Raw genomic sequence first — 24408 nt, 5'->3', positions numbered from 1 at the left:
CATCGGGTGGACGCGCCGGACGGCGAGCGTGCCGTCCGGCGCTGTCGGATCAGCCTTTGGGCAGCTTGCAGGTGCTCTTGTCGATCGAGCGGAAGGCGACGTCGGCAGGAACGGTGGTCACGACCTTGAACACGTCCTGCGCATCGGATGCCTCGCCGGGCGCACGCACCTGAAGCAGTTGCATGTCATGCACGAGGCGGCCGTTGGGCAGCAGCGTCGCATTCTTTGCGAACAGGTCGTTGATCTTGCCTTCGCGCAGCTTGGCGAGCACCGCGGTCGGCTCGTCGGTACCAGCGGCCTTGACGGCGTTCAGGTAGTTGGTCGCTGCGGAATAGGCACCGGCCGCAACCCAGCCCGGCGCATTGCCGGTCTTCTTCTGCATCTCTTCCTTGAAATGCTTGGAGGCATCGTCGGTGTTCCAATACCATGCGGCGGCAAACTGGATGCCCTTCAGCGCTTCAAGGCCGATGGCGCGCGCATCCGACTGGTGCAGCACGGTCAGCGCCACGCGCATGCCCTGGTCGATCAGGCCGAACTCCTGGACCTGCTTGAGCGCATTGACCAGTTCAGGACCATTGACGGTCAGCGCCAGAACCTTGGCGCCCGAGGCCTGGGCCTGCAGGATGTAGGACGAGAAGTCGGTGGTGCCGAGCGGCGCCCGCACCGAACCCAGTATCTTGCCGCCTTCTTCCTCGACGGCGGTTTTCACGCCGGCTTCCAGCACCTTGCCGGCTTCATAGTCGGGCGACAGGATGAACCAGGTCTCGCCACCGGCCTTGAGCTGGGCGCTGACCGACGAACGCACCTGCGAATAGGCGTCGTATGCCCAGGCCATGCCGTAGCCGTTGCAGTCGGCTTCGGTCATCTTGTCGGTCATCGGCGAGACAAAGAAGCCGAGTTTCTTCTGTTCGCCCAAAAGGTTGTTGACCGAAAGCGCGATTGCCGAATTGGCGACATCGAACAGCGCGTCGACATTGTCGCGCTCCAGCCATTCGCGGGCGATGGAGAGTGCAATCTCGGGCTTGTTCTGATGATCGGCCGAGACCAGTTCGATCGGCTTGCCCAGCACCTGACCGCCAAAATCGGAGATTGCAAGCTTGACTGCCTCGGTCACCTCGGTGCCGCCGAGTGCGGAGAAGGAAGAGCTCTGGTCGTTGAGCACGCCGAGCTTGACGCTGGCGTCCTGTGCTGCGGCAGTCAGCGCGGTCGACAGCAGCAAAGCTGCCGCGAGAATGGATTTCTTCATGTCATTCCTCCCCAGGAACGTAGGCTTTGGTGCCGGTCTGGATGCGCGCCGGCATTGATGTGCGCGCAAGGCCGCCACGCGGCATGGCGTGACGACTCCTCAAGGAGAAATCACAGGATGCAGGCGAGCCGAACATCGTCCATGCGGACTACCGCATATGTCGGCCTGGGCCTGAACAACGCTTGCCTGGGCTAGTTCGTTTGCAGGATGCGAGCCGACGCGCACGCGCAAGACATCGCGGCATGAGAGAATTCGACACGATCATCGTTGGCGCCGGCTCGGCCGGCTGTGTGGTGGCCAACAGGCTAAGCGAAGACCCCGGACATAGGGTGCTTGTCCTCGAGGCCGGACCATCGGACCTTCATCCCTTGGTCCGGATGCCCCGGGGATGGGTCAAGCTGACCAAGCATCCGAAACGCTCGTGGAACTTTCCTGTCGAGCATGAAGAAGGTCGGCCGGAAGCCGAGACATGGGCGCGCGGCCGCGGGCTTGGCGGATCGAGCTCGATCAACGGAATGCTCTATTGCCGGGGCGCCCCCGAGGACTACGACGGCTGGGCCGACTTCGGCGTCAAGGGCTGGAGCTGGACCGAGATGGCGCCAGTCTTCCGCAAGATCGAGAACCATCAGCTTGGTGGCGATGTCATCAGGGGCGGCAATGGTCCCTTGCAGGTCAGTGTTCGTCCTCTCGCCGACCCGCTCGGCCAGGCGATCATCGATGCAGGTGCTTCGCTCGGCCTCGACCATCTCGACGACCTCAACGGCGCCAGACGCGATGGCGTCGGTACCTACACGCATACGGTCGACCACATGGGGCGGCGCATGAGCGCGGCCCGCGCCTTCCTCCGACCGGCGATGCGGCGCAAGAACCTCGTCGTCCAAACCGGCACGCAGGTTCTGCGCATCCTGTTCGACGGTCGTCGGGCAGTCGGCGTCGAATATCTCGTGGGCGGTCGCCAACGCACCGCCCGGGCGGCAAACGAGGTCATCGTTGCCTGCGGCGCGATCCAGTCACCGCAACTGCTGCAGGTGTCAGGCGTCGGTCGCCATGATGTGCTTTCGGCCGCTGGCGTCCAGACTGTGACCGAATTGCCCGGCGTCGGCCGCAACTTTGCCGAACACCTTGTTGTGGCGCTGCCATATCGTCTTGCCGGAATGCATAGCCACAACCGCAGCTTCAGTGGCCTGAGCCTCGTCGGCGAGGTGCTGCGCTATTATCTCGCCGGCACGGGGCTGATGAGCTTCGGTGCGTCCGAAATGGGCGCGTTCGTCCGCTCCTCGTCAGAGGTCACCTATCCGGATCTGCAGCTATCGCTGTCACCCTACACCTTCGCCCGTGGGCTGCTGCAAGGTCGCCTGAAGCTAGAGGCCGAGCCCGGCATCACCATCATCGGCTATGCCCTGCGGCCGGAAAGCCGCGGCGAGATAACCATCCGCTCGGCCGACATGCGCGACATGCCATCGATCCGGCCGAACTGGCTGGCGACGGAAAACGACCGGCGCACCGCCATTTCGATGATGCGCATCATGCGCGACTTCGTTGCCCAGCCTGCATTGCAGCCCTTCGTGAAGCAGGAGCTTTGGCCTGGCCCAGCAGTGCAATCGGACGACGACATGCTCGCTGCCTTCCGCGCGACCTTCGTGTCGGGGCTACATGCGGTCGGCACTTGCCGGATGGGCAATGACGCCGACGCCGTCGTCGACGAGCGATTGCGCGTCCATGGCGTCGATGGCCTCCGTGTGATCGATGCCTCGGTCATTCCGGCACCAATATCGGGTAACACCAACGGCCCTGTCATGGCGCTGGCCTGGCACGCTGCTGACCTGGCACTTGAGGAAAGGCGCTGAACGCTCAGAAATCGAAGAATTCGCTTCGTGAGCTGCTGAACGCCTTTTCCAATCGATGGACCATGCGCCAGCCCTTTTCGGTCCTGCGATAACGCACGTTATATTGGCCGCAGGCTGTGCGGCTCATCGTGTGGTTCGGTGTTAACCGGCCGATGGCGACGAACTGAAAATGCAGGTGCCCGGTCGCCTCGTCCCCGTCGATGTCGAGCAACGGCAGACCGGGCACATGAACGCCGGAGAATTTCGCCGTGAAATCGAAGCAGAAAGCCGACAATTGCTCCCTGCCCTCAACCTTGAGCGCCGAGCGATCGCCGACAGCCGCGATTTCGAACACGCCGTCCGCTGTGAATACATCGGCCCATGCCTTGCCATTGCCACGGTCCCAGGCGCGCGCATAGCGCGCCTCGAGCGCGATGATGTCGAGCATCGCCTCGGCGCGCACCAACCTTGCCTCCAGCATCTCAGGCATTCCGGGCAAATGCATCGCGCAGCCTGGCGCCACTGTGGTCGATCGCTAGCCGCGCCTTGCCGATCAGTCCAACCATGCTGGCAAAGCCGTGCGAGACACCGTCGTAACGCCTGGCTTGCACATCAACACCGGACTCGGCAAGCGCTGTGCAAAGGGCCTCGACCTCACTGCGCAAGGGATCGAATTCGGCAATGGCGATCGTCGTCTGCGGCAGCCCGGCAAGATCGACGGACCGCAGCAGCGCGACACGGGGATCTGCCAAGCCAGCCGGCTCACCCACATATTGCCGCCAGTACCAGCGCATCATTCCCGCGCTGAGGAATGGAGTCTGCGGGAACGTGTCGTAGCTCGTGCCGGAAGCCGTGGGATCCGAAGCAGGATAGAAAAGCAACAGGTGTCGCAGTTTCAGGCGGACCTCCGATGAGGCATGGAGTGCGGCAGCTGCCGCCAGATTGCCCCCCGCACTATCTCCGGCCAGCGCCAGCCTCCTGCCGTCGCAGCCGAGCGTGATTGCTTTGGCCGCCGCCCACTCCAGAGCCGCCAAAGCATCCTCGTAGGCTGCCGGGAACCTGTGTTCCGGCGCCAGCCGGTAGTCGATCGACAGCACCGCGCAATCGCCCGCCTTGGCCAGCGCCCGGCAGAAATTGTCATGCGTATCCAGCGAGCACAGCACGAAGCCGCCGCCATGCAGGAAGACCAGCAGCGGCAATGCCTTGCCCTGACGGGGCTTGTAGAGTCGCGCCGGGATGTCTCCGGCGCCGCCGGCAACGGTGATGTTCTCGACCGCGGCCATCTCGGTGCGCTCGGTCGGCCATCCCGCCGCGTTCACGGCAACGCGCAACGCCGGGATGTCGACATCGGCGAGGTCGAGCGGCGGCCGCCTGGCGATGACCTCCGCTATCGCGGCAATATCTGCATCGAGCGCCAATTCCATAACCAACCTCCGCGGCATTTCTTCGGCTGGAATGAAAGCCAGCCCCAAGGCTCGCCGCATCGTTCGATCGGGTGAGCCAATGAAAAAGACGCCGCCGGGGACCGGCGACGCCTTTCGCAAGTTGAAACCGTTCTGCTGTTTACTGGGCGCAGTCGGCACGTTCGACGAGACCGTCCTCGCGCAGCTGGTATGGGTTCTTGACGACCTTGAGGCTCTCGACCGACGGCAGGAAGTGGTTGTCGGCGCTGGCCGCCAGTTTGCCCGTCAGCGTTTTGATCTCGCCGGCGTTGGCCTCGATCCAGGCCGCAACCGACTTGCCGTCGGTCTTGCCCGAACCGTTCATGGCGGCAGCCAGGATGAAGGGTTGGATGTAGTAGGGCACCAGCGCCGAGGGTCCGCCCATGCGGTCGAGATCGGCAATATCGGCCTTGGCCTTCTCGGCGAACTTGGCGAACGGCTTCTCGCCGAGCGCATCGCCCGGGCAGAAAGTCATGCCCTCGAACTGCACCGAATAGACGCCCTCGAACGGCTCGGTGCCGATTGTGGCGGCGTTGCCGACGGCGTAGTTGGTCATGGTCAGGCTCGCCAGCACGGGAACGTCCCAGCCGATGTCATAGCGGTTTTCCAGCATCTTGCGGGCGTCGTCGCCGATCGAGTTGATCAGCAGCACCGCTTCGGCCTCGGAGTTTCGCAGCGAAAACAGCTGCGGGGTCATGTCCTCGGTGCGGAAAGCGAATTCCTGGATGGCGACCGGCTCCACGCCCTTGCCCTTCATGTAGTTGACGATGTCGGACACCGCCGCCTTCGACATGCCGCCATTGTCCGAGATCAGCGCCAGCTTGGTCAGCTTCAGCGTATCGAGCGCATAGGCGATGTTGGGGATCATCTGGTTCTCGCCGATCGGCGACGTCGAGAAGTGGTACGGGCCGACCTGCGGGGTCAGCTGCGTCGAGGCGGCGCTCGAAATCTGGGCGATGTAGGCTTCGGTGCCGATCGACATCAGCGGCGTCGTTTCCTGGCTGGTCGCCGGGCCGACCACGGCCGTAACCTTCTCGCTTTCGATGAGGCGGCGCATCTCGCTGACGCCATGCGTCGGGTCGGTCATCGTGTCGGCGAGAACCAGCTCGACCTTCTTGCCGAGAATGCCACCGGCGGCGTTGATGTCGTCGACAGCACGCTTCCAGGCGACCTCGGCATTCTTGCCGATCGAGGCGCCCGCGCCGGTCAGCGACATGATGCCGCCGATCTTGATCGTCTCTTCGGCCCTGGCCGTGCCGGCAGCTGCCAGGGCGGTGAACGACATCAGGGCGGCGACAACGGCGCGCCGGCTCAGAATGCTGGAAGTCATAGTCTGGTCTCCACGGAAATCGATGCCGCCGTTTCGGCCTAACGTGAATGGCAGGCATCGTCCATAAGGACCATTGAATTGAGCCAGCAGCTGCCTCGCCTGGCCCAATGCCATCAGCCGCAAAACGGCCCTCACCCGATCGAACGATGAATTTGGTGATTGCCAGCCGGACACTCCAGCTCATGCCGAAAGGGCAATTGTCTCAAGCGGAGGATCCTGCCAGTGAAATTTTCCATGATCTACGAGGCGCAGATCGCCGAAACCCATCGGGAGGCCGAGCAGCAGGTTTTCCGCGAGATGGTGGAACAGTGCGTGCAGCTCGACAGGAGCGGCTTCGACGGGGTCTGGTGCGTCGAGCACCATGGCCTGACGCAATATTCGCACATGTCGGCACCGGAAACCTTCCTCGCCTTCGTCGCCGGCCAGACGAAGAGGATCGAGATCGGCCATGGCGTCGTCTGCCTGCCGCCGGCGATGAACCATCCCATCAAGGTCGCCGAACGTGTCGCCATGCTCGACATCCTGTCGAATGGCCGCGTCAATTTCGGTGTCGGCAAGGGCGGCAGCCAGCAGGAGGCCGGTGCCTTCGGCTACCAGTTGGCCGAGTTGCAGCCGCTGATCGACGAGAGCATGTATCTGATACCGCGCCTCTTCACCGAAGAAGTGGTCGAGCATGACGGCCAGTACATCAGGTTTCCAGCCCGCCCCGTCCATCCCAAGCCGTTGCAGCAACCGCACCCGCGCATGTACATGGCCTGTACACGCTGGGAGGCGGTGGTGACAGCCGGCTCGCGTGGCCTCGGTGCGCTGGTCATGGGTTTCGGCGGCCCCGACGAGATCAAGACCAAGAGCGATGCCTATCGGAAGGCCTTTGCCGAGCGCAAACCAGAGGACCAGGTCGGATTCCGCCCGACCGAGCACCTCTCCGCCCTGTGCCCGGCCATCGTCCTGCGCGACCGGGACAAAGCCCGCCGCATCGGCTTGCGTGGCCAGCGCTTCTTCGCCGAGGCGCTGTCGCACTGGTACCAGGGCGGTCCCAAGCCTGAGGTCCACGACATGAGCCCGGAAGAGCATCTGGCGGCGCTCGACAAGGTGCGCGAGCACAAGTTCGCCAAGCTCGGCGAAGACAAGATCGCCTACAATCCGCAGGCCTATGGTTATCTCGACGACATCAACGACGCCTATGGAACGCCAGAGGATTGTATCCGCTATGTCGAGCGCCTGTTCGAGGCCGGTGCCGACGAGATCATGTTCCTGTCGCAGATGGGCACCGTGCCGCATGAAGCGATCATGGAGACGATCGAGCTGATTGGCAGCGACGTGATCCCGCATTTCCGAGGCAAGAAGCTGCGCGTCGCTGCCGCCGAATAGGTTACCAGCGGTCGGCACCTCAGGTGCCGGCCGCCTTTCCCGTACCGGAAATGAAAAAGGCCGGCACCACCATGCCGGCCTTTCCGCTGCCTGGTCGATAGGCGTTTGTATCACATTGCCAGATGCGCGCCGACGTAGCGGGCGTCGGCATAGATCAGCGGCTCGATGCTGCCGAAAAGTGCGACGTCGGTAACCCGCCCCACGAACACGCCATGGGTGCCATAATAGAATTCTCCGTCATTGGAGCAGAAGATGTTGGCTTGGGCGTCGCCAAGATAAGGAATGCCCTGGCGCTCGCGCCAGTCACCCTCGGCGAAGCGCGCCTCGCCCTTCACCTGGCCGCCACAACGTTGCGCCAATGCTTCATGATTTCGGGCCAATATATTGACACAGAATGGCAATTTTGCCTGGAATGCGACGAAGATCGAGGCGCTCCGGTTGACGCAGGCGAGCAGTGACGGCGGCTCCATACTCAGGCTGTCGACAGCGGTCGCGGCCATGGCCAGCCGCTGGCCTTGATGGCTCGTGGTCAGGATCACCACCGACTTCGCCAGCCGGCGCATCGCCGCTCGCGTGTCCGCCACCAGCTCATTGACCTCAATGGACATTCCGCGCTCCTCCACGTCCTGCAACGATCGCAGCATCGCGCAGGCAGAGCCTCAAAGCATCGTTCGAACGGGCGAGCCCAGCAATTGCGGTCAATCGGCCGTTAGCTCAGCTCGTCGACCGAGCGCAGCAGCAGCCGCACGAGCTCACTCTGCCTGCTCACCCCGGTCTTGGAAAACACCATGCGCAAATGCGCCTTGGCGGTGTTCTTGGTGATGCCGAGCGCGGCACTGGCATCGTCGAGGTCGAGACCCTGCCCCATCAGCGCCGCCAGCTCAGCTTCTGCCGGCGTCAGGCCAAACAGCCTGACAAGCACCGCAGGCTGCGGCGCAACGTTGCTGCCGGCGTCGGCGATGATGACGAGTGCCGCGCCGCGCAGCGGCGCATGCAGCTTGGCCGAATGCGGTGCCGGCCTGACGACGAGCCCGAGCGCCTCACCGCTGGAACGATGAATCGAAAACGCGCGCGAGCCGGCAAAGGAGGCGTCGCTCGTCTCGGCAATCTCGGCCACCGCCGTGGTGAACGCACCGCTCGGTCCGGCCTCGTCGAGCAGGCGCAGCCTGCCGCGATCGTTCTTTAGCACGTCCTTTTCGGCCAGGATCGCTTCGGCCTGTGGCGTTGCCTGCAGAATGCGGCAGTCACGGTCGACGATGATGGCGCCCACCGCCAACCGCCCCAGCGCACCGGCGAACAGCTCGCGCTCGGCCTCAAGCCCGTTCAGCCTGAGGAATAGCCCCATCGCCTGCGTCAGATGCGGCAACAGCCGTCGGAACGACTCCCGTTCGGCGGTACCGAAATTGTCCCGACCCAGCACACGTGTCGCACGCATCCGCACCCGCGCCCCGGAGGGCTCGACGATATCGGCACCCACGACATGCATCCAGCCCGAGCCGGTCATGAAACTCGTCATGAATTCCGAGCGGGAAAACCCTCCCTCGCCGACAAGCTCGGCAAGCGTCGTCACCTTGCCGAGCGGCAGGTCGATGAACGGGTCTTGCGTGTAGAGGTTGTTGTAGCGCGCGATGCGCTCTTCCGACGCCGCCCCGGAATAGATCGCACCCGGTCGGTCGCGGCGCAGGCGCTCGATGATCAGCGTACTGCTTTCAGCATCAACCGATGCCCGCAACCCCTTGAGAAAACTGTCGAAGGGCTTGGCTTCGCCGATACCGGCATAGAGCAGTTCGACCAGCCGGTCGTGATCGGGCGCGGCACCTGGTACTTCCGCGCGATCGGCCACGGTCAGTTCGCATCCGGCGCGTAGCGCTTGATCAGGTCGAGGAACAGCGGTGTCTCGCCGCCGCCATGCACCTCGAGCTGCGCGCCGGTGACGAAGGTCGCCGTCGGACTGGCGAGGTAGAGGGCGGCGCGGGCGATGTCGTCTCCACGCCCCATGCGCTTCATCGGCACCGAGGCGGCAATCGCCTGCTGTGCCTCGCGTGAGCCATAGGTCTCATCGGCTTTTTCGGTCTCGATGAGGCCGACGATGATGGCGTTGACGCGCACCTTGGGCGCCCATTCCTGCGCAAGGCTGGTGGTCAGGCTGAGCAGGCCGGCCTTGGCTGCGCCGTAGACCGAGGTGCCTGGCGACGGCCGGCGGCCGGACACGCTGGCGATGTTGATGATGTTGCCCCCTTCCGGCAGCCTGGCCATCCAGTGGTAAGCAGCCTGCGACATGTAGACGGGCGCCATCAGGTTGAGATTGACGATGGCGTCGGAGAAGCGCGGCGATACCGTCGCTGCGTCGACATGGGGCGAGCCGCCGGCGTTGTTGACCAGCACGTCGATACGGCCATGCTCCTCGCCGACACGGTCGACCAGCTCCTTGCAGGCCTGGGCCGTGCGCACGTCGCATTGCATGAAGATCGCCCTGTTGCCGTTCGAATGCGGCAGGCTGTCTGGCTCGGTGCGTGCGCAGACGACGACGGTTGCGCCCGCGCCGAGAAAACCCTCGGCGATCGCCCGGCCGATGCCCTTGGTGCCGCCGGTCACGATGACGACCCTGCCCTCGAAGGTCGAGCCAACAGGTTGCGGGGCATTGCTCATGTCATAACTCCAGGCATGGTCCGTCGCGCGCGTCTGTACGCAGTCCTACAGCCTTTATGTCGGTCGCCGTAAGGTTTATTCGTCTCTTCGGACGATGCTGGCCGCCCGCCGACGCCTATGTTCCCGCCAAACTAGCCCGGTGACCGTCCGCGGCCGCCATACCGTCGAACAGGCCCAGTGCCTCCAGGTAGACAGATGATCTCAGAAGACGCCGACTGGAAGTTCACCACCATTCCTGCGCTCTGCGCGCGCGCCGCCGAGCTCTATGGCACACGCACCGCAGTTGAAGACAACGGCGTCGTGCTGAACTTCGTCGAGCTCGACGCTATGCGCAAGCGCGTCGCCAAGGCGATGATCGCAGCCGGTGTCCAGAAGGGTGACCGCATCATGGTCTGGGCGCCCAACACCTGGAAATGGTTCGCCACAGCCCTCGGCCTCGTCACCGCTGGCGCCGTGCTCATTCCCGCCAGCACCCGCTTCAAGGGCGCCGAGATCGCCGAACTGGTCAAGCGCAGCGGTACCTCGGTGCTGTTTTCGGTCGGCGAGTTCTTGGGCACCTACTATCCCGACCAGCTGCGTGCCGAGACGCGCGAGCTGCTGCGCGAAGTGGTCGTCATCGGCGAAGGCAGCAAAGGCGATCGCGACTGGGACAGCTTCGTTGCATCGGGCGACAGCATCAGCGATGCCGAGCTTGCCGCACGCGAGGCCACTGTCGGCCCGGACGATCTCTGCGACATGCTGTTCACCTCGGGTACCACGGGTTATCCCAAGGGCGTCATGTACGGACACCAGCAGTGCCTGCAGGCGATCGATGCCTGGGCGACGCGTGTCGGCATCCGCGAGCATGACCGCATTCTCGTCATCCCGCCATTCTTCCACGCCTTCGGCTATCGCTCCGGCGCCATCGTTTCGCTGATGCGCGGCGCGGTTCTCATGCCGCATCTCACCTATGACGCCGGCGAGATCCTCAAGCGTGTCGCCGAGGAAAAGATCAGCGTCATCCCCGGTCCGCCTGCCATCTTCCAGGGCATGCTCCAGCATCCGGACCTGGCAAAATTCGACACCTCCAGCCTGCGCCTCGGCGTCACCGGCGGCGCGGTCGTGCCGTCGATCCTCATCCGCCGCATGCGCGAGGAACTCGGCTTCGCCGGCGTCGTAAACGGCTATGGCCTGACCGAATGCGGCGGCTACGGCACTATGTGTCTGGCAACCGACTCGGATGAGGTGATTGCCAACACCGCCGGCAAGGCAGCCCCAGGCGTCGAGGTCCGCATCATGGGCGACGACGGCCATTTCCTGCCCGACGGCAAGCCCGGCGAAGTGGTGATCCGCGGCTACATCGTCATGAAGGGCTATTTCAACGATCCCAAGTCGACGGCCAAGACCATCGACCCCGAGGGTTGGCTGCACACCGGTGATATCGGTTACTTCGATACGGATGGCAATTTGCGCATCGAGGACCGTCTCAAGGACATGTACATCACCGGTGGCTTCAACTGCTATCCAGCCGAGATCGAGCGCATCCTGAGCCAGCACCCGGCCATCGGCATCGTTGCCGTCATCGGTGTGGCAGAGGAGCGTCTCGGCGAGGTCGGCAAGGCCTATGTGGTGCTGCGCCCGGGCACCATCGCCACCGAGAAGGACATCATCGACTGGTCGCGCGCCAACATGGCCAACTACAAATGCCCGCGCAGCGTCGAGATCCGTCCATCCCTGCCCACCAGCCCGCAAGGCAAGGTGCTCAAGAACATTCTGCGCGAAGAGGTCCCCCAAGACGCCTGATCGCGCCGACCTGCCCTCCGACGCGGGGTCCGGAGCGGCAGGTGCAGACTTTTCCCCAAGGGCTGGTGCGCAAGCGCCGCCCTTTTTTCTTGTCCGTCGCTGTCACTGCCACCGGGGAAGCGCATTGACCAAAGAAAATGGGCGCCGGTCACCCGACGCCCAACAGAATGCCTCGGCGATGTTGCTCGCCTACGCGCCGTAGACAGCCTTCGGTGCCGGACGTGTCGCAACCAGATCCTTGATCCTGGCGCCGAGTTCGACCGCTTCCCAGCGGCTGCCCTTGTCGAATTCGGGGCCGTCGTTCCAGCCGAGGCAGACGCGGATCTTGCCGCCGATCAGCTCGAAAATCTGGCCGGTCACATCAGCCGACGCCGAGCTGCACAGCCAGGCAACCAGGGGTGCGGTGTTCTCCGGCGCGAAGATGTCGAACTCGCCGTCCTTCGCCTGCATGGCCTCCGCAAAGGCGGTCTCGGTCATGCGCGTGCGGGCGTTCGGCGCCAGACCGTTGGCAGTGATGCCGTAACGGCGAAGCTCGGCTGCCTGCACCAGCGTCAGCGAGGCGATTCCGCCTTTCGCCGTCGCATAGGCGCTCTGGCCGACGCTGCCCTGCAGGCCGGCACCCGACGAGGTGTTGATGATGCGGGCGTCGACCGTCTTGCCGGCCTTCTGCTGGGCGCGCCAATAGTCGACGGCGTGTCGGCTGACGCAGAAATGGCCGCGCAGGTGCACACGCAGCACCGCGTCCCATTCGTCGGGCGTGCACGAAACGAACATCCGGTCACGCACGAAGCCGGCATTGTTGACCACGGCATGCAGGTCGCCAAAGGCATCGAGTGCCGCCTTGACGATACGGCCGCCCGCCTCGAAATCGGTGACGTCGTCATAATTGGCGACCGCCTGGCCGCCCATGGCCCTGATCTCGTCCACCACCTGTTGCGCCGGTGTTTCGGTCGTCGCATCGCCATGAGTGCCGACGCCGAGATCGTTGACCACCACCTTCGCGCCTTCGGCCGCGAGGCCCAGCGCATAGGCGCGACCGAGGCCGCGGCCGGCGCCGGTGACGATCACAACCCTGTTTTCGCAGATCGCTGCCATGTCAGTCCTTCTCACTTTGTCTTGGTCGACAGGCGCACAGCGCGCGCCTTGCCGGTGTTGCGTTTGCGGTCGGGTTCCGCGACGCGGAGCGGTTCGCATTCCACGAAATCGGCAAGCGACCGGTCGGCCAGTCGCTGATACTCACCGTCGCCATTGTTGCGCCAGATGATAGCGGCTTCCGGCATTTCCTTGATCACCTTGGCTGGGTTGCCGGCGATCAGGCTACGTCGAGGCGTCACCACCTCGTTCTTCACCAGGCTGAGCGCTGCCACCAGGCTGTCGTCGCCGATAACGGCGCCGTCGAGCACCACGGCATTCATGCCGATAAGTGCATTCTCGCCCACCGTGCAGCCATGCAGGATGGCGCCGTGGCCTACGGTCGCGCCGCGGCCGACGATGCAGTCCGAGCCCGAGCCGGTGTGCAAGGTGCAATTGTCCTGCACGCTGGCATCGCCGATGACTGTGATGCGGCCGAAATCGCCCCGCAGCGACGCGCCGGGGCCGATGTAGCAGCGCGGCCCGATGGTCACGTCACCGATCAGCACCGCCGTCGGGTGCAGGTAAGCAGTGGGGTCGACCACCGGCACGATGCCTTCAAAGGCATAGCACGGCATGGTCAGAGCCTCTCAATGATGGTCACGTTGGCCTGGCCGCCGCCTTCGCACATGGTCTGCAGCGCATAGCGGCCGTTGCGGCGCTCGAGTTCGTTCAGCATCGTGGTCATGATGCGCGCGCCGGTGGCGCCGAGCGGATGGCCGAGTGCGATCGCGCCGCCATTGACGTTGACCTTGTCCCGTGGAATGCCAAGGTCCTTGATCCAGGCGAGCGGGACCGAGGCAAAGGCCTCGTTGCATTCGAACAGATCGATGTCCTCGACCTTGAGGCCGGTCTTCATAAGCGCATGGCGAGTCGCCGGGATCGGCGCTGTCAACATCCAGACCGGGTCGTCGCCGCGCACGCTGATGTGGTGGATGCGGGCGCGCGGCTTGAGGTTGTGGTCCTTCACCGCCTGTTCCGAGGCGATCAGCAGTGCAGCCGACGCATCGGCGTTCTGGCTGGCGACGCCGGCATGCACGCGACCGCCTTCGACCAGCGTCTTCAGCGTCGCCATCCTGTCGAGCGATGTGTCGCGGCGCGGCGTCTCGTCCAAGGCGAAGTCACCGACCGGCACGATCTCATTGGTGAACCGTCCCGCGTCTATGGCGGCAATGGCGCGCTGGTGGCTCTCCAGCGCAAACTGCTCCATCTCGTCGCGGCTGCACTGCCACTTCTCGGCGATCATTTCCGCCGAGCGGAACTGGCTGACCTCCTGGTCGCCGTAGCGGGCGCGCCAGCCCGGCGAGGTGCTGAACGGATCGGGGAAGCCGAACTGCGGCCCGACCAGCATAGCCGACGCCATCGGGATCATGTTCATGTTCTGCACGCCGCCGGCAATCACCAGCTCCTGCGTACCGCTCATCACCGCCTGCGCGGCGAAATGCACCGCCTGCTGTGCCGAACCACACTGGCGGTCGACGGTTACACCAGGCACATGGTCGGGCAGACCCGCCACCAGCCAGCAGGTGCGGGCGATGTCTCCGGCCTGCGAGCCGATCGTGTCGGTGCAGCCATAGATGACGTCATCGACCGCGTTCGGGTCGATGCCGGTGCGGGCGATCAGCGCCTTGATCGGCTGGGCACCAAGGTCTGCCGAATGCAGGCCGGCGAGCGAGCCCTTCTTGCGGCCGACCGGCGTGCGGACGGCGTCGACGATATAGGCTTCAGGCATATCAGGCCTCTCCGGCAAAGGTGTGTTCGGGTCCGAGCGGGCGCGCAAAGACGCGGGCTGCGACGCGCTCGCGGTGGAAGGCAGTGCCGCCCCACCAACTGGTCAACGCGATGCCACGCTTGAGGAAGAAGTGGACGTCCACCTCCCAGGAATAGCCCATGGCGCCATGCACCTGGATCGAAGTGCGAGCCGCGACATCGGCGGCATCAGTACAGGCAAGCTTAGCCTGCGAGATGCGAGCGCGGCTGTAGAGATCGCCCCGCTCCAGCTGGGCGGCTGCCGCATGCAGCACCGGACGAGCGAACTCGATCTTCACCTGGGCGGTGGCGAGATGATGCTTGACCGCCTGATAGGAGCCGATCGGCTTGCCGAACTGCTGGCGTTCCTTGGCATAGGCGACACCGAGATCGACGCAGCGCTGGGCGAGACCCTGCATCTGAGCGGCTGCAAACAGCGCGCCACGGTCGAGAGCGGCAGCCAGCGGAACAGCGGCCTCACTGGCGCCGGCAACCAGCGTTGCGTCGCTCGGCTCGAACTCCACCGTGAACAGCCGGCGGAACGGATCGACGCTCGGCTGCGCCACGATCCTTACCTTGGCAGTCTCGACCAGATGAACGCCACCGTCGCGCACGACGAGCACCGCCTCCGCCGTGTCGGCATCGGCAACGAACGGATTGGCCGGATGCGCCACCGTGACGGTTACATCGCCGGCGAGCGCACGCTCGAGCAGCGCGGCCGCCCGGGCATTGTCGGAGAAGGCAGCAAGCAACGGCAGCGCCACGCCTGCATTCTCGACCAGCGGCTCCGGCAGCCCGGCGTAGCCGCAGGCCTCGGCGATCTGCACGAAGTCGATGGCCGACAGTCCGAGGCCGCCACTGTCTTCAGCCACCAGGGCACCGCCGAGGCCCATCTCCAAAATCTTGGCCCAGCGGGCCTCGTCGCGGGCAGCGCCCTCGCCCATCAATCGGCGCAGGTCGGCCGGCTGGCAGACGTCAGCGAGCAACTCACGGACGACGTCAGCCGTCATCGTCTGTTCTTCGGAGAAACGGAAATCCATCTTTTCGCCTCCCCTTATGCGCGCGGCAGCCCGAGCATACGCTCGGCGATGATGTTGCGCTGGATCTCGTTCGAGCCGGCATAGATCGGTCCGGCCAGCGAGAAGAAGTAGCCGTCCAGCCAGCGGCCGATGTCGCCCGCCTCGGGCGCCGTACGCAGCAATTCCGCACGGGCGCCCAGGATCGACAATGCCGCCTTGTGCATGGCGATGTCCATTTCCGACCAGAAGATCTTGTTGGTGCTGGCCTCAGCGCCGATATGGCCGCCTGCCGCCAGCCGCGATGCGGTGGCGTAGATCGACAGCGCATAGGCTTCGGCGTCCATCCAGGACTGCAGAACCGCCGTGCGCACCGTCGGTTCGACTTCGTCCTCATGCGCCTTGAACAGCTCGACCAGTTTGCGCGCCGCCACCTGGAAACGCGCCGGGCTGCGCAGCATCAGACCGCGCTCGAAGCCTGCGGTCGCCATGCAGATGTTCCAGCCCTCGCCCTCGCCGCCGAGGCGGTTGAAGGCGGACACGCGGACATCGTCGAGGAAGATTTCGGCAAAGCCGGTCTCGCCGTCGATCTGTGGGATCGCCTGCACCCGCACGCCGGGGGCGTTGAGCGGGAAAAAGATCAGGGACAAGCCCTTATGGCGCTGCGACGCCGGATCGGTGCGGAACAGCCCAAAGGCCCAGTCGGCGAAGACCGCGCGCGACGACCAGATCTTGTGGCCCTTGAGCACATATTCGTCGCCTTCAAGCACCGCGGTCGCGCGCACCGAGGCCAGGTCGGAACCGGCTTGAGGCTCGGACCAGGCTTGCGCCCAGATCTCGTCGCCTGAGGCCATGGAGGTCAGGAAGCGCGCCTTCTGCTCCTCGGTGCCATATTCCATCAGCGTCGGCCCGAGCAGGAAGATGCCGTTCTGGTTGACACGCAGCGGCGCGCCGGCACGGTAATATTCTTCCTCGAAGATCAGCCACTGGATCAGGTCGAGCCCGCGCCCGCCATAGCTTTCCGGCCAAGTCACCATGCCCCAGCGGCCCTCGGCCAGCACGCGCTCCCATGCGCGATGCGCCTCAAAACCCTCGCGGCTGGCATCGAAGGACGGCAGCGGCTTGCTGGGCACATGCTTTTCGAACCAGGAGCGCACTTCCTGGCGGAAGGCCTGCTGCTCGTCGGTGTAATCAAGATCCACGCTTGGAAATTCCCGTTGGTCGGCAGCGGGCTCAGGCCTCGCCGGCCTGCTTCTTGTTGGCGGCGGCCATGCTCTTGGCGTTTTGTCCGCCCAGCGTGTTGCCGGTGGTCAGATCGTTCTGGGCATGGGCGAAATGATGCATGTGATAATGCGCGTCCATGGCGGTGCGCTTTCCGCGCAGGTCCTCGACATGATTGATCGCCTGCTTGGACAGCCAGAGGCCGAGGCGCGGATACTGCGCCAGCTTTTCGGCCATGGCCCGACCGGCGCCTTCCAGTTCGTCGCGGGTCACCACCTTGTTGACCATGCCGAACTGCTCGGCGCGTGACGCCGGCATGCGTTCGCCCATCATCAGGAATTCCTTGGCGACGCGCGGCGGCAGCTCGAAGGCATGTGCGAAATACTCGACGCCTGGAATGCCCATGCGCACCACCGGATCCTGGAAGAAGGCATCGTCGGTGGCGACGATGAAGTCGCAGACCCAGGCAAGCATCAACCCGCCGGCGACGCAGGCGCCCTGCACAAGTGCGATCGTCGGCTTGGGGATGTCGCGCCAACGTCGGCACATGCCGAGATAGACCTCGTGCTCCCTGGTGTAGAGCATTTCGGCAGCCGGCTTGTTGGTGTGGTCGGACCACATCAGGCGACGGTCGAAGGTCTTGTTGACGTCGCGCCCCGGCGTGCCGATGTCGTGGCCGGCAGAAAAATGCTTCCCCGCGCCGCGCAGGATGATGACCTTCACCGTATCGTCGTCGACTGCGCGCTTGAAGGCGTCGTCGAGCGCATAGGTCATCTGTGAGTTCTGGGCGTTGTTGAACGTCGGGCGATTCATCGTCACCCAGGCGATCGGTCCCTCGGTTTCGTAGAGAACCGGCTCGCCCGTCTCATAGGTGATGTCTGCCGTACGCGGCTCAACCAGATCGCTCATATCAAGGGTTTCCGCTGACAATTCAACTTGGTAGCTCCGGGGAAATTACGTTCCCCGCCAAGGGGTGCAATCGTCCAAAGGGACTAAAGCGCCGGCAACTTTGTGCGCCGCACAATCACTTGCCGCACGATCATTTGCAGATCGTGTCGATCTCGGCGAGCTCCGCTGCCGTCAGCTTCCACGAGGCAGCCGCGGCATTGGCCACCACCTGCTCGGGACGGGTGGCACCCGCAATCACGCTGGAAACGATCGGTTGGCAGGCCAGCCAGGAAAACGCCAGATCGAGGATGGTGCGTCCGCGCGCTTCACTGAAACCGATCAGCTTCTCGACCTTGTCGAGATTGGCGTCGGTCAGGCCGGATTTGAAATAGGCCATGTTCATGCGCGTGTCCTCCGGCAGCGCCTGACCCTTGCGATATTTGCCGGTCAGGAGGCCGCTCGCCAGCGGGAAATAGGGCAAAAGCGTCATGCCCGTGCGGTGCATCGCCGGGAACAGCTCGGTCTCGGCCGTGCGCGAGATCAGATTGTATTCGGCCTGGGTGGATTGCAGGCTGTGCAGATTGTGATGGCGCGAAGTCCAGCTGGCATCGACCAGCATCCATGCCGGCAGGTTCGAGCAACCGAGATAGCGGACCTTGCCCTGCTTCACGAGATCGTCGAGCGCCCGCAGCGTCTCCTCGACCGGCGTCTGCGGATCGGGGAAATGGTACTGGTAGAGGTCGATGTAGTCGGTCTTGAGCCGGCGCAGGCTGTCTTCGACAGCATTCATGATATAGCCGCGCGATCCGTTGTAGCGATTGCTCTTCTCGCGGTTGAGCGGCGAGGCGAACTTGGTCGCCAACACTACATCCTTGCGCCGGTCGCCGAGCACCTCGCCCAAAGTGATCTCCGACCCACCATTGACGCCGTAGGAATCCGAGGTGTCGAGGAGCGTGATGCCGGCATCGAGCGCGGCATGCACCACTTTGCGGGCGCCCTCGGTGTCGAGACTCCTGATCATGCCGCCAAAATTGTTGCAGCCGAGACCGACAACCGAAACCTCAAGGCCCGTGCGGCCGAGAACGCGCTTTTCCATCTCTTCTACTCCATCATCTTCGTTCGCTAACTATCTTATTTCGCAGGCAAACAGCCTAGGCAGCCGCCTTGATAATATCGGCCGCCTTCTCCGCGATCATGACTGTCGCGGCATAGGTGTTGCCGTTGACCAGCACCGGCATGATCGACGCGTCGGCGACACGCAGCCTTTCGACACCACGCACCCGCAGTTGCGGATCGACCACCGAGTCTGTGTCCGCACCCATTCGGCAGGTGCCGGCGGCATGGTAGTGCGTCACGGCCGTCGCCAAAATGTCCTCTGCGATGTCGTCGAGCGAACGGATCGGCCGCGCCGGCAACAGTTCCTTGGCGAGCACATTGCGCAAAGCCGGCTGGTTGACGATCGCACGCGTCCGGGCGGCTCCCTCCGTGAGGATCTTGAGATCGCGCGGATCAGAGAAATAGTTCGGCGAGATCGCGGCATGCGCCATCGGATCGGCCGACTTGAGTGTGACTTGGCCCCGGCTGTAGGGCGCGCCATGGTTGAGCAACAGCGTGAAGCCATGTTCCCGCGGCAGGATACCGAGCACCCCAGGGCCACGGCGGATCACTGTGGCCGGTGCCATGCAGACCTGGATTTCGCTGCCGGGATCGCCCTCGACGGCGTGGAAATAGCCTGATGTTGGAAACAGCCCGCGGCTCAGCACGCCACGACGCTGGAACACATATTGCGCGCCGGCCTTCAATGCGCCCCAAGGCTTGACGTGACTGTAGGCGCTGACCGGCTTGGTCGTCGTGTACATCAACCGGTACATCGGGTGGTTCTGCAGGTTCTGTCCGACCTCGGGCCTGTCTGCGTTTACCTTGATGCCGAGACGCTGCAGGCTGCCCGCGTCGCCCACGCCCGACAGCATCAACAATTGCGGCGAGTTGACTGCGCCGCCGCTGAGGATCACTTCCTTTACCGCGCGCGCCACGCGTGGCCGGCCCTCATGGGCAAACACCACACCGGTGGCGATTCCCGCCTCGATCACTACCCGCTTGACCGGGGCGTTGACGATCAGCGTCAGGTTCGGCCGCTTCAGCGCCGGGTGCAGGAAGGCCGCCGCCGTGCTTGAACGCTTGCCCTTGCCAATGGTCAGGTCGACATGACCGAAGGCTTGGGCCGCGTCCTTGTTGAGGTCGTCGGTCAGCGGCAAGCCTTCGCCGGCCGCCGCATCGAGGAACATGTCGCAGACGGGGGCAGTGCCCTGCCCCTTCGACACCTGCATCGGCCCGCTGCCGCCATGAATGTCGTTGGCGCCACGCTCGTTGGTCTCGGATTTCTTGAAATAGGGCAGAACATCGTCATAACCCCAACCGTCATTGCCCAGCGCCTTCCAGTTGTCGTAGTCGCGCCGGTGGCCGCGCATGTACATCATGCCGTTGATCGAACTGGAGCCGCCGACGAGCTTGCCCTGGGCCCAATAGAGCTTGCGGCCGCCCAGCGCCTGCACCGGTTCGCTCTCGTAGCTCCAGTTGTAGGCCGGATGCGTGCCGGTCACGACATTGGCGCCCGGAATACGGATCAACATGTCCTTGTCCAGCCCGCCGGCCTCTATGACGGCAACCCGCACATTGGGGTTCTCGGAGAGGCGTGCGGCGAGCACGCAGCCGGCCGAACCTGCGCCGACGACAACATAGTCGAATTCGAGGTCGCTGAACGTCACGTCCTTGCCCTGAAGTCTCGCCGCGCCACGCCCTTGGGCCACGGCAGGCGCGCGTGCTCCTGGGCAAGCCTTGTCAGCGGATCGGCCACGGCAGCCTCGACGATCCTGGCTGCCTTGCGCAGGCGCAGGTCGACATGGATCGACAGGCCTTCGACCGTCGCGGCGCGGTAATTCTGGTCGACATTCCACAATTCGTGGAAGTGGTGGACGCGCTTCAGGTCGGTCCACAGCACGACGCTGCGGGCTTCCAGCTTTGCATCCGGCATCAACTCCCGTTCGTAGCGAACGCTTTTTTCCAGCCGAAAGAAGCTGTAGCTGGTGCGCCTGATGTAGTCGTCATGGATACCAAAGACCTCGAACAGGTCGCTTTCGGCGATATCGAACACGTGGTCGTACCAGGACACGTTCATGTGCCGGTTGACGTCGAGCCAGCGCGGCTCGACCTGCCCCCGGAAACTGATATAGGCACGCGGCCCGTTTTCAGGGTCTCCGGCATTCGCGCCCGAAACTTGGTCCCCGACCGCGCCCTCGTCGTTCATCAGCCCTTACTCCGCCGCGACAGCCGGAGCGTTCAGCTTCTCGTCCAGTTCGGAGGCGAGGCACGAAAACTTCACCTGGCCGCGCTCGATGATCATGGCGCGGTCGGCATAGGGCGCGGTTACCGCGAGATGCTGCTCGACGATGACCACTGCCGTGCCCGTCTGCGCCCAGCGGCGCAGGAAGGCGAGGATCGGTGGCAGCAGCGCCTGGGCGAGGCCCATCGACGGTTCGTCGCAGAGCAGCACCTTGGGCTGGGCGATGAATGCCTGTCCCAAGGCCAGCATCTGCTGCTGCCCGCCCGACAAATCGCGGGCGTAGAGCTTCTGCTTTTCCTTCAGGATCGGGAAGACCGAGTAAATCTCCTCGACCGCATTGTTGAAGCCGGCGCGATCGCCGCGACGCGCCGCAGCGCCCATGCGCAGATTGTCGAACACGCTGAGCTCGGGAAACACGCGGTGCCCGTCGAGTACCAGCCGCAGGCCCGACTGCGCCACCTTTTCTGGCGCGACCCCGCCGATCGGCCTGCCGTCGAGCAGGATGTCGCCGCTGTCGGGCTTGTTGAAGCCGGCGATCGCCCGCATCAGCGTCGATTTGCCGGCGCCGTTCTCGCCGCCGATGAGCAGGATTTCACCCGCCTTTGCGGTCAGCGACACATCTCGCAGCACCGGAATGGTGCCATAGCCTGCGACCAGATTCTTGACCTCAAGCATGGCGCGACCCCACGAACATATGCTGCACAGCCGGGTCCTTGGCGACTACGTCCGGCTTGCCTGAAGAAACCACCCGGCCCTGTTCCAGCACAGTGATGGTGTCGGCAATGCCCCACACCAAGTCGAGATCGTGCTCGACCAGGATGACGGTCTTGCCCATCTGGCGGCTCAGGAATTTGACGAGATTGGCGAAGTTGGTGCGCTCGCTCTGCGACAGGCCGGCAGCCGGCTCGTCGAACAGCACGATGGTTGCTTCCTTGAGCACCGTGCGCATTACCTCCACCAGGCGGCGCTGTCCGTGCGACAGCAGCGTCGCACTATCCTGGCCGAAGCTTTCTTCCATCGCCTGGGCGAGCGCCGTGATGTCCGTGCTGGCCGGACCCACACGTGCATCGATGCCGATCTTCAGATTGTCCCACAGCGACATCTGGCTGAAGATCCGCGGTGCCTGGAACGTACGGCCCAGGCTCATATTGGCGATGCGGTCGGCAGCCATATTGGTTGCATCGATGCCGTTGATCATGAACGAGCCGGTGTTCAGGCGCGACAGGCCACTCAGCACGTTGAGCAGGCTGGTCTTGCCCGAGCCGTTGGCGCCGATCAGGCCATGCACCTCGCCCTTGCGAACCTTGAGGTCGACGGCACTGACGGCCACCACCTCGCCGAACTTCTTGGTGCCGTTGCGCACCTCGACGGCGATCTCGTCACTCGGCTCGCGGACCGTCTTGCCGGCCTGCAGGTCGGCGAGAAACCCGTCGATGCGGAAGGCCTGCTCGCCGCCGCCTGATTGCTTGCGCTTGGCGCGCAGGCGCTCGACGGAGCCGACGATGCCATCGGGGAAAGCCATCACAGCGAGAAGCGTCAGGCAGCCATACATCAGCAGGCGGTATTCGACGAAACCGGCCAGCAGGATGTTCGGCAGGATGTAGACGATCCAGATGCCGATGATCGGCCCGAGCATCTGTCCGCGGCCGCCGACAACGACGGCGAAGAAGAAGACGAAGGACAGTTCGATGTTGAAGCCCTGGGGGCTGACGAAAGCCACCGTCGGCAGATAGAGGATGCCGCAGATGCCGGTACCAATAGAGGCGACGATGAAGGCAAGAAAGCGCATCACGCCCGGCTTGATGCCGAGTGAACGCGCCGCTTCCGGGCTCAGCGCCGCCACGAACATGCTGCGGCCGAGCTTCGAGCGGCGGATCCCGTAGTGCACGAACAGCGCGATCATCGGGAACACAGCGACGGCGATCGCCAGGGGAGACATGCTGCCCACGATGGGATTGGTCAGCGCCGGTACCGTGACGCTGATGCCGTTGATGCCGTTGGTCCACTTGTCCAGCGTCACCAGAAGCTGCGGGAAGACGATCGCCGCACTCATGGTAACGAAGCCGAGGTGGAAGCCCTGCACCCGCAAAGCCGGCAGCGCAAACAGCAGCCCGCCGAGGATTGCAGCAATCAGGCCGCCCATGGAGGCTGCGGCAAATGACCAGCCATGCAGGCCGAACAGGATTGCCGTCACATAGGCGGCCAAACCAAGGATGGCACCTTGGCCGAACGACTTCTGGCCGGCATCGACGAACAGCATGTTCTGGAAGATGGCGGCGGCAATATAGATGTTCACCAGCTGGAAGGTGTGGATCCAGTAGGAGTTGCCGGCAATCACCGGGCCGAAACCGGTGATTGCGATCAGCGCAACGCCGATCCAGACCTGCGTCAGGTCGGAGTTGAAGCGGCCTTTCGGCTTGGTTTCAGCCATGGAAACGGGTCCGGTTTGTACGTTTGCGGTCGCCTGCATGGTCACACCCGCCTTGCGCCGACGCGCCCGAACAGGCCTTGCGGCCGGAACATCAGGATGAGCACCAGAACCAGCAGCGATGCGAGGTCCTGATAGGCGCCGCCGACCTTGTAGGCCGTCAGCATCGCCACCACGCCCACAAGAGGCCCACCGATCAGCGTGCCGGCATTGGAGCCGATGCCGCCGACGACGGCAGCGACGAAGCCGTTGAGCACATATTTCAGGCCGGCATCGGGGCTGACCGAGATAACGGGCGCCACGAGGAAGCCGACGGTGCCGACCATCAGGCCGCTGATTGCAAAGGAGATGAGCTGCAGCCGGCGCACCGGCAGGCCGGCAGCACGCGCGGCGTCGAAATCCTGCGACAGCGCGCTGATGGCGAGACCGATGAAGGTGCGGCGCAGGAAGTAGCGCAATGCGAAGAACCAGAAGAACATCGCCGCGATCGCCAGCGCATAGGCACCTGGCGTGCGCGTCCCGAGGACACGGAAGCTCGGCACGATGCTCTGTACCGAATAGGCGAACGGCCCTTGCGTGATCATCAGCAATGCAGCGACGATGACCGACACCGACACAGTGGAGATCAGCCAGCTGTCCTGCTCGACCGACGAGCGCAGCGGCAAAAGCGTGATGTAGCCCTGGACGGCGACGACTGCGGCGATGCCCAAGCCAGTCAGCAGCAGCATCAGACTCCACTGGCCGAGCCCGACCTGGTTGGCCAGGAAATAGGCGGCGAAGCCGCCGAGGATGAACATGTTGCCTTGGGCGAAGTTGAAGATGTTGGTCGCGCCATGGACGATATTGAAGCTCATCGCGATGGTGGCAAAGATCGACCCGATGGCCATCCCGCGTATCACGATGATCAGTATTTCGCTGAGCATAAGCTCGCCTCCCTGACCTCACTTATGAACCCGCCCTGCCTGCACCGCGGGCAAGCCCGGAACGCT

22 protein-coding genes are annotated in these 24408 nt (G+C 64.1%); 3 read left to right on the top strand and 19 right to left on the bottom strand.

The window, feature by feature from the left end; genetic code table 11:
- Positions 1-49 precede the first annotated feature (49 nt).
- On the bottom strand, positions 50-1246 hold the full coding sequence (locus SLT36_RS15720; RefSeq protein ID WP_432283459.1) for an ABC transporter substrate-binding protein: 1197 nt from the start codon (positions 1244-1246) through the stop codon (positions 50-52).
- Between the two features lie 242 nt (positions 1247-1488).
- Here SLT36_RS15720 and SLT36_RS15715 point away from each other — a divergent pair, with 242 nt between their 5' ends.
- Positions 1489-3093, top strand: a complete 1605-nt coding sequence (locus SLT36_RS15715) for a GMC family oxidoreductase (protein ID WP_432283458.1) — start codon at positions 1489-1491, stop codon at positions 3091-3093.
- Positions 3094-3097: 4 nt separating this feature from the next.
- On the opposite strand, the gene SLT36_RS15710 is transcribed toward SLT36_RS15715, so the two are convergent.
- Genes SLT36_RS15710 through SLT36_RS15700 form a run of 3 tightly spaced genes read right to left on the bottom strand, consistent with a single transcriptional unit; the run spans position 3098 to position 5844 of the window.
- Positions 3098-3553, bottom strand: coding sequence for a nuclear transport factor 2 family protein (locus SLT36_RS15710; protein WP_432283457.1), 456 nt, complete (start codon positions 3551-3553; stop codon positions 3098-3100).
- Position 3554: 1 nt separating this feature from the next.
- A complete protein-coding gene (locus SLT36_RS15705) occupies positions 3555-4655 on the bottom strand; it encodes an alpha/beta hydrolase (RefSeq protein ID WP_432283456.1) in 1101 nt (366 codons plus the stop codon).
- The gene (locus SLT36_RS15700) at positions 4636-5844 is read right to left on the bottom strand and encodes an ABC transporter substrate-binding protein (protein WP_432283455.1); all 1209 of its coding nucleotides are present in this window, start codon (positions 5842-5844) and stop codon (positions 4636-4638) included. The genes SLT36_RS15705 and SLT36_RS15700 overlap by 20 nt, the downstream gene beginning before the upstream one ends.
- Positions 5845-6066: 222 nt before the next feature.
- Between SLT36_RS15700 and SLT36_RS15695 the strand changes: the two genes are divergently transcribed.
- Positions 6067-7215 carry an LLM class flavin-dependent oxidoreductase gene (locus tag SLT36_RS15695; protein ID WP_432283454.1) on the top strand — a complete coding sequence of 383 codons (1149 nt, stop codon included), beginning with the start codon at positions 6067-6069 and terminating at the stop codon, positions 7213-7215.
- Between the two features lie 110 nt (positions 7216-7325).
- On the opposite strand, the gene SLT36_RS15690 is transcribed toward SLT36_RS15695, so the two are convergent.
- The 3 genes from SLT36_RS15690 to SLT36_RS15680 all read right to left on the bottom strand — a co-directional run bounded on the left by SLT36_RS15690 (position 7326) and on the right by SLT36_RS15680 (position 9864).
- Positions 7326-7823: a flavin reductase family protein gene (locus SLT36_RS15690; protein ID WP_432283453.1), complete on the bottom strand. Its 498-nt coding sequence runs from the start codon at positions 7821-7823 to the stop codon at positions 7326-7328.
- Positions 7824-7924: 101 nt separating this feature from the next.
- A complete protein-coding gene (locus SLT36_RS15685; RefSeq protein ID WP_432283452.1) occupies positions 7925-9058 on the bottom strand; it encodes a helix-turn-helix transcriptional regulator in 1134 nt (377 codons plus the stop codon).
- A gap of 2 nt (positions 9059-9060) precedes the next feature.
- On the bottom strand, positions 9061-9864 hold the full coding sequence (locus tag SLT36_RS15680) for an SDR family oxidoreductase (protein ID WP_432283451.1): 804 nt from the start codon (positions 9862-9864) through the stop codon (positions 9061-9063).
- Between the two features lie 195 nt (positions 9865-10059).
- On the opposite strand from SLT36_RS15680, the gene SLT36_RS15675 reads away from it, so the two are divergent.
- On the top strand, positions 10060-11646 hold the full coding sequence (locus tag SLT36_RS15675; protein ID WP_432283450.1) for a FadD3 family acyl-CoA ligase: 1587 nt from the start codon (positions 10060-10062) through the stop codon (positions 11644-11646).
- Between the two features lie 189 nt (positions 11647-11835).
- On the opposite strand, the gene SLT36_RS15670 is transcribed toward SLT36_RS15675, so the two are convergent.
- The 12 genes from SLT36_RS15670 to SLT36_RS15615 form a co-directional block, all read right to left on the bottom strand.
- Positions 11836-12741 (bottom strand): SDR family oxidoreductase, encoded by a 906-nt coding sequence (locus SLT36_RS15670; protein WP_432283449.1) that lies wholly within the window; start codon positions 12739-12741, stop codon positions 11836-11838.
- A gap of 11 nt (positions 12742-12752) precedes the next feature.
- Positions 12753-13355 carry a gamma carbonic anhydrase family protein gene (locus SLT36_RS15665; RefSeq protein WP_432283448.1) on the bottom strand — a complete coding sequence of 201 codons (603 nt, stop codon included), beginning with the start codon at positions 13353-13355 and terminating at the stop codon, positions 12753-12755.
- A 2-nt stretch (positions 13356-13357) separates the two neighbouring features.
- The gene (locus SLT36_RS15660) at positions 13358-14509 is read right to left on the bottom strand and encodes an acetyl-CoA C-acetyltransferase (RefSeq protein ID WP_432283447.1); all 1152 of its coding nucleotides are present in this window, start codon (positions 14507-14509) and stop codon (positions 13358-13360) included.
- 1 nt (position 14510) lies between these two features.
- Positions 14511-15566 carry an acyl-CoA dehydrogenase family protein gene (locus tag SLT36_RS15655; protein ID WP_432283446.1) on the bottom strand — a complete coding sequence of 352 codons (1056 nt, stop codon included), beginning with the start codon at positions 15564-15566 and terminating at the stop codon, positions 14511-14513.
- 14 nt (positions 15567-15580) lie between these two features.
- Positions 15581-16744: an acyl-CoA dehydrogenase family protein gene (locus tag SLT36_RS15650; RefSeq protein WP_432283445.1), complete on the bottom strand. Its 1164-nt coding sequence runs from the start codon at positions 16742-16744 to the stop codon at positions 15581-15583.
- A 31-nt stretch (positions 16745-16775) separates the two neighbouring features.
- Positions 16776-17672 (bottom strand): enoyl-CoA hydratase, encoded by an 897-nt coding sequence (locus SLT36_RS15645; RefSeq protein ID WP_432283444.1) that lies wholly within the window; start codon positions 17670-17672, stop codon positions 16776-16778.
- A gap of 130 nt (positions 17673-17802) precedes the next feature.
- A complete protein-coding gene (locus tag SLT36_RS15640; RefSeq protein WP_432283443.1) occupies positions 17803-18747 on the bottom strand; it encodes an aldo/keto reductase in 945 nt (314 codons plus the stop codon).
- Positions 18748-18802: 55 nt separating this feature from the next.
- Positions 18803-20416 (bottom strand): GMC family oxidoreductase, encoded by a 1614-nt coding sequence (locus tag SLT36_RS15635; RefSeq protein ID WP_432283442.1) that lies wholly within the window; start codon positions 20414-20416, stop codon positions 18803-18805.
- Positions 20413-20955 (bottom strand): thioesterase family protein, encoded by a 543-nt coding sequence (locus tag SLT36_RS15630; RefSeq protein WP_286288295.1) that lies wholly within the window; start codon positions 20953-20955, stop codon positions 20413-20415. The genes SLT36_RS15635 and SLT36_RS15630 overlap by 4 nt, the downstream gene beginning before the upstream one ends.
- A 6-nt stretch (positions 20956-20961) precedes the next feature.
- Positions 20962-21666: an ABC transporter ATP-binding protein gene (locus SLT36_RS15625; RefSeq protein WP_432283441.1), complete on the bottom strand. Its 705-nt coding sequence runs from the start codon at positions 21664-21666 to the stop codon at positions 20962-20964.
- Positions 21659-23422 (bottom strand): branched-chain amino acid ABC transporter ATP-binding protein/permease, encoded by a 1764-nt coding sequence (locus SLT36_RS15620; protein WP_432283440.1) that lies wholly within the window; start codon positions 23420-23422, stop codon positions 21659-21661. The genes SLT36_RS15625 and SLT36_RS15620 overlap by 8 nt, the downstream gene beginning before the upstream one ends.
- Before the next feature lie 41 nt (positions 23423-23463).
- Positions 23464-24342, bottom strand: a complete 879-nt coding sequence (locus SLT36_RS15615; protein ID WP_432283439.1) for a branched-chain amino acid ABC transporter permease — start codon at positions 24340-24342, stop codon at positions 23464-23466.
- Positions 24343-24408: the final 66 nt, after the last annotated feature.

It is taken from the genome of Aminobacter sp. BA135 (assembly GCF_050859125.1).
Classification (GTDB): Bacteria; Pseudomonadota; Alphaproteobacteria; order Rhizobiales; family Rhizobiaceae; genus Aminobacter; species Aminobacter ciceronei.
This window is presented reverse-complemented; position numbering and strand designations above follow the sequence as displayed.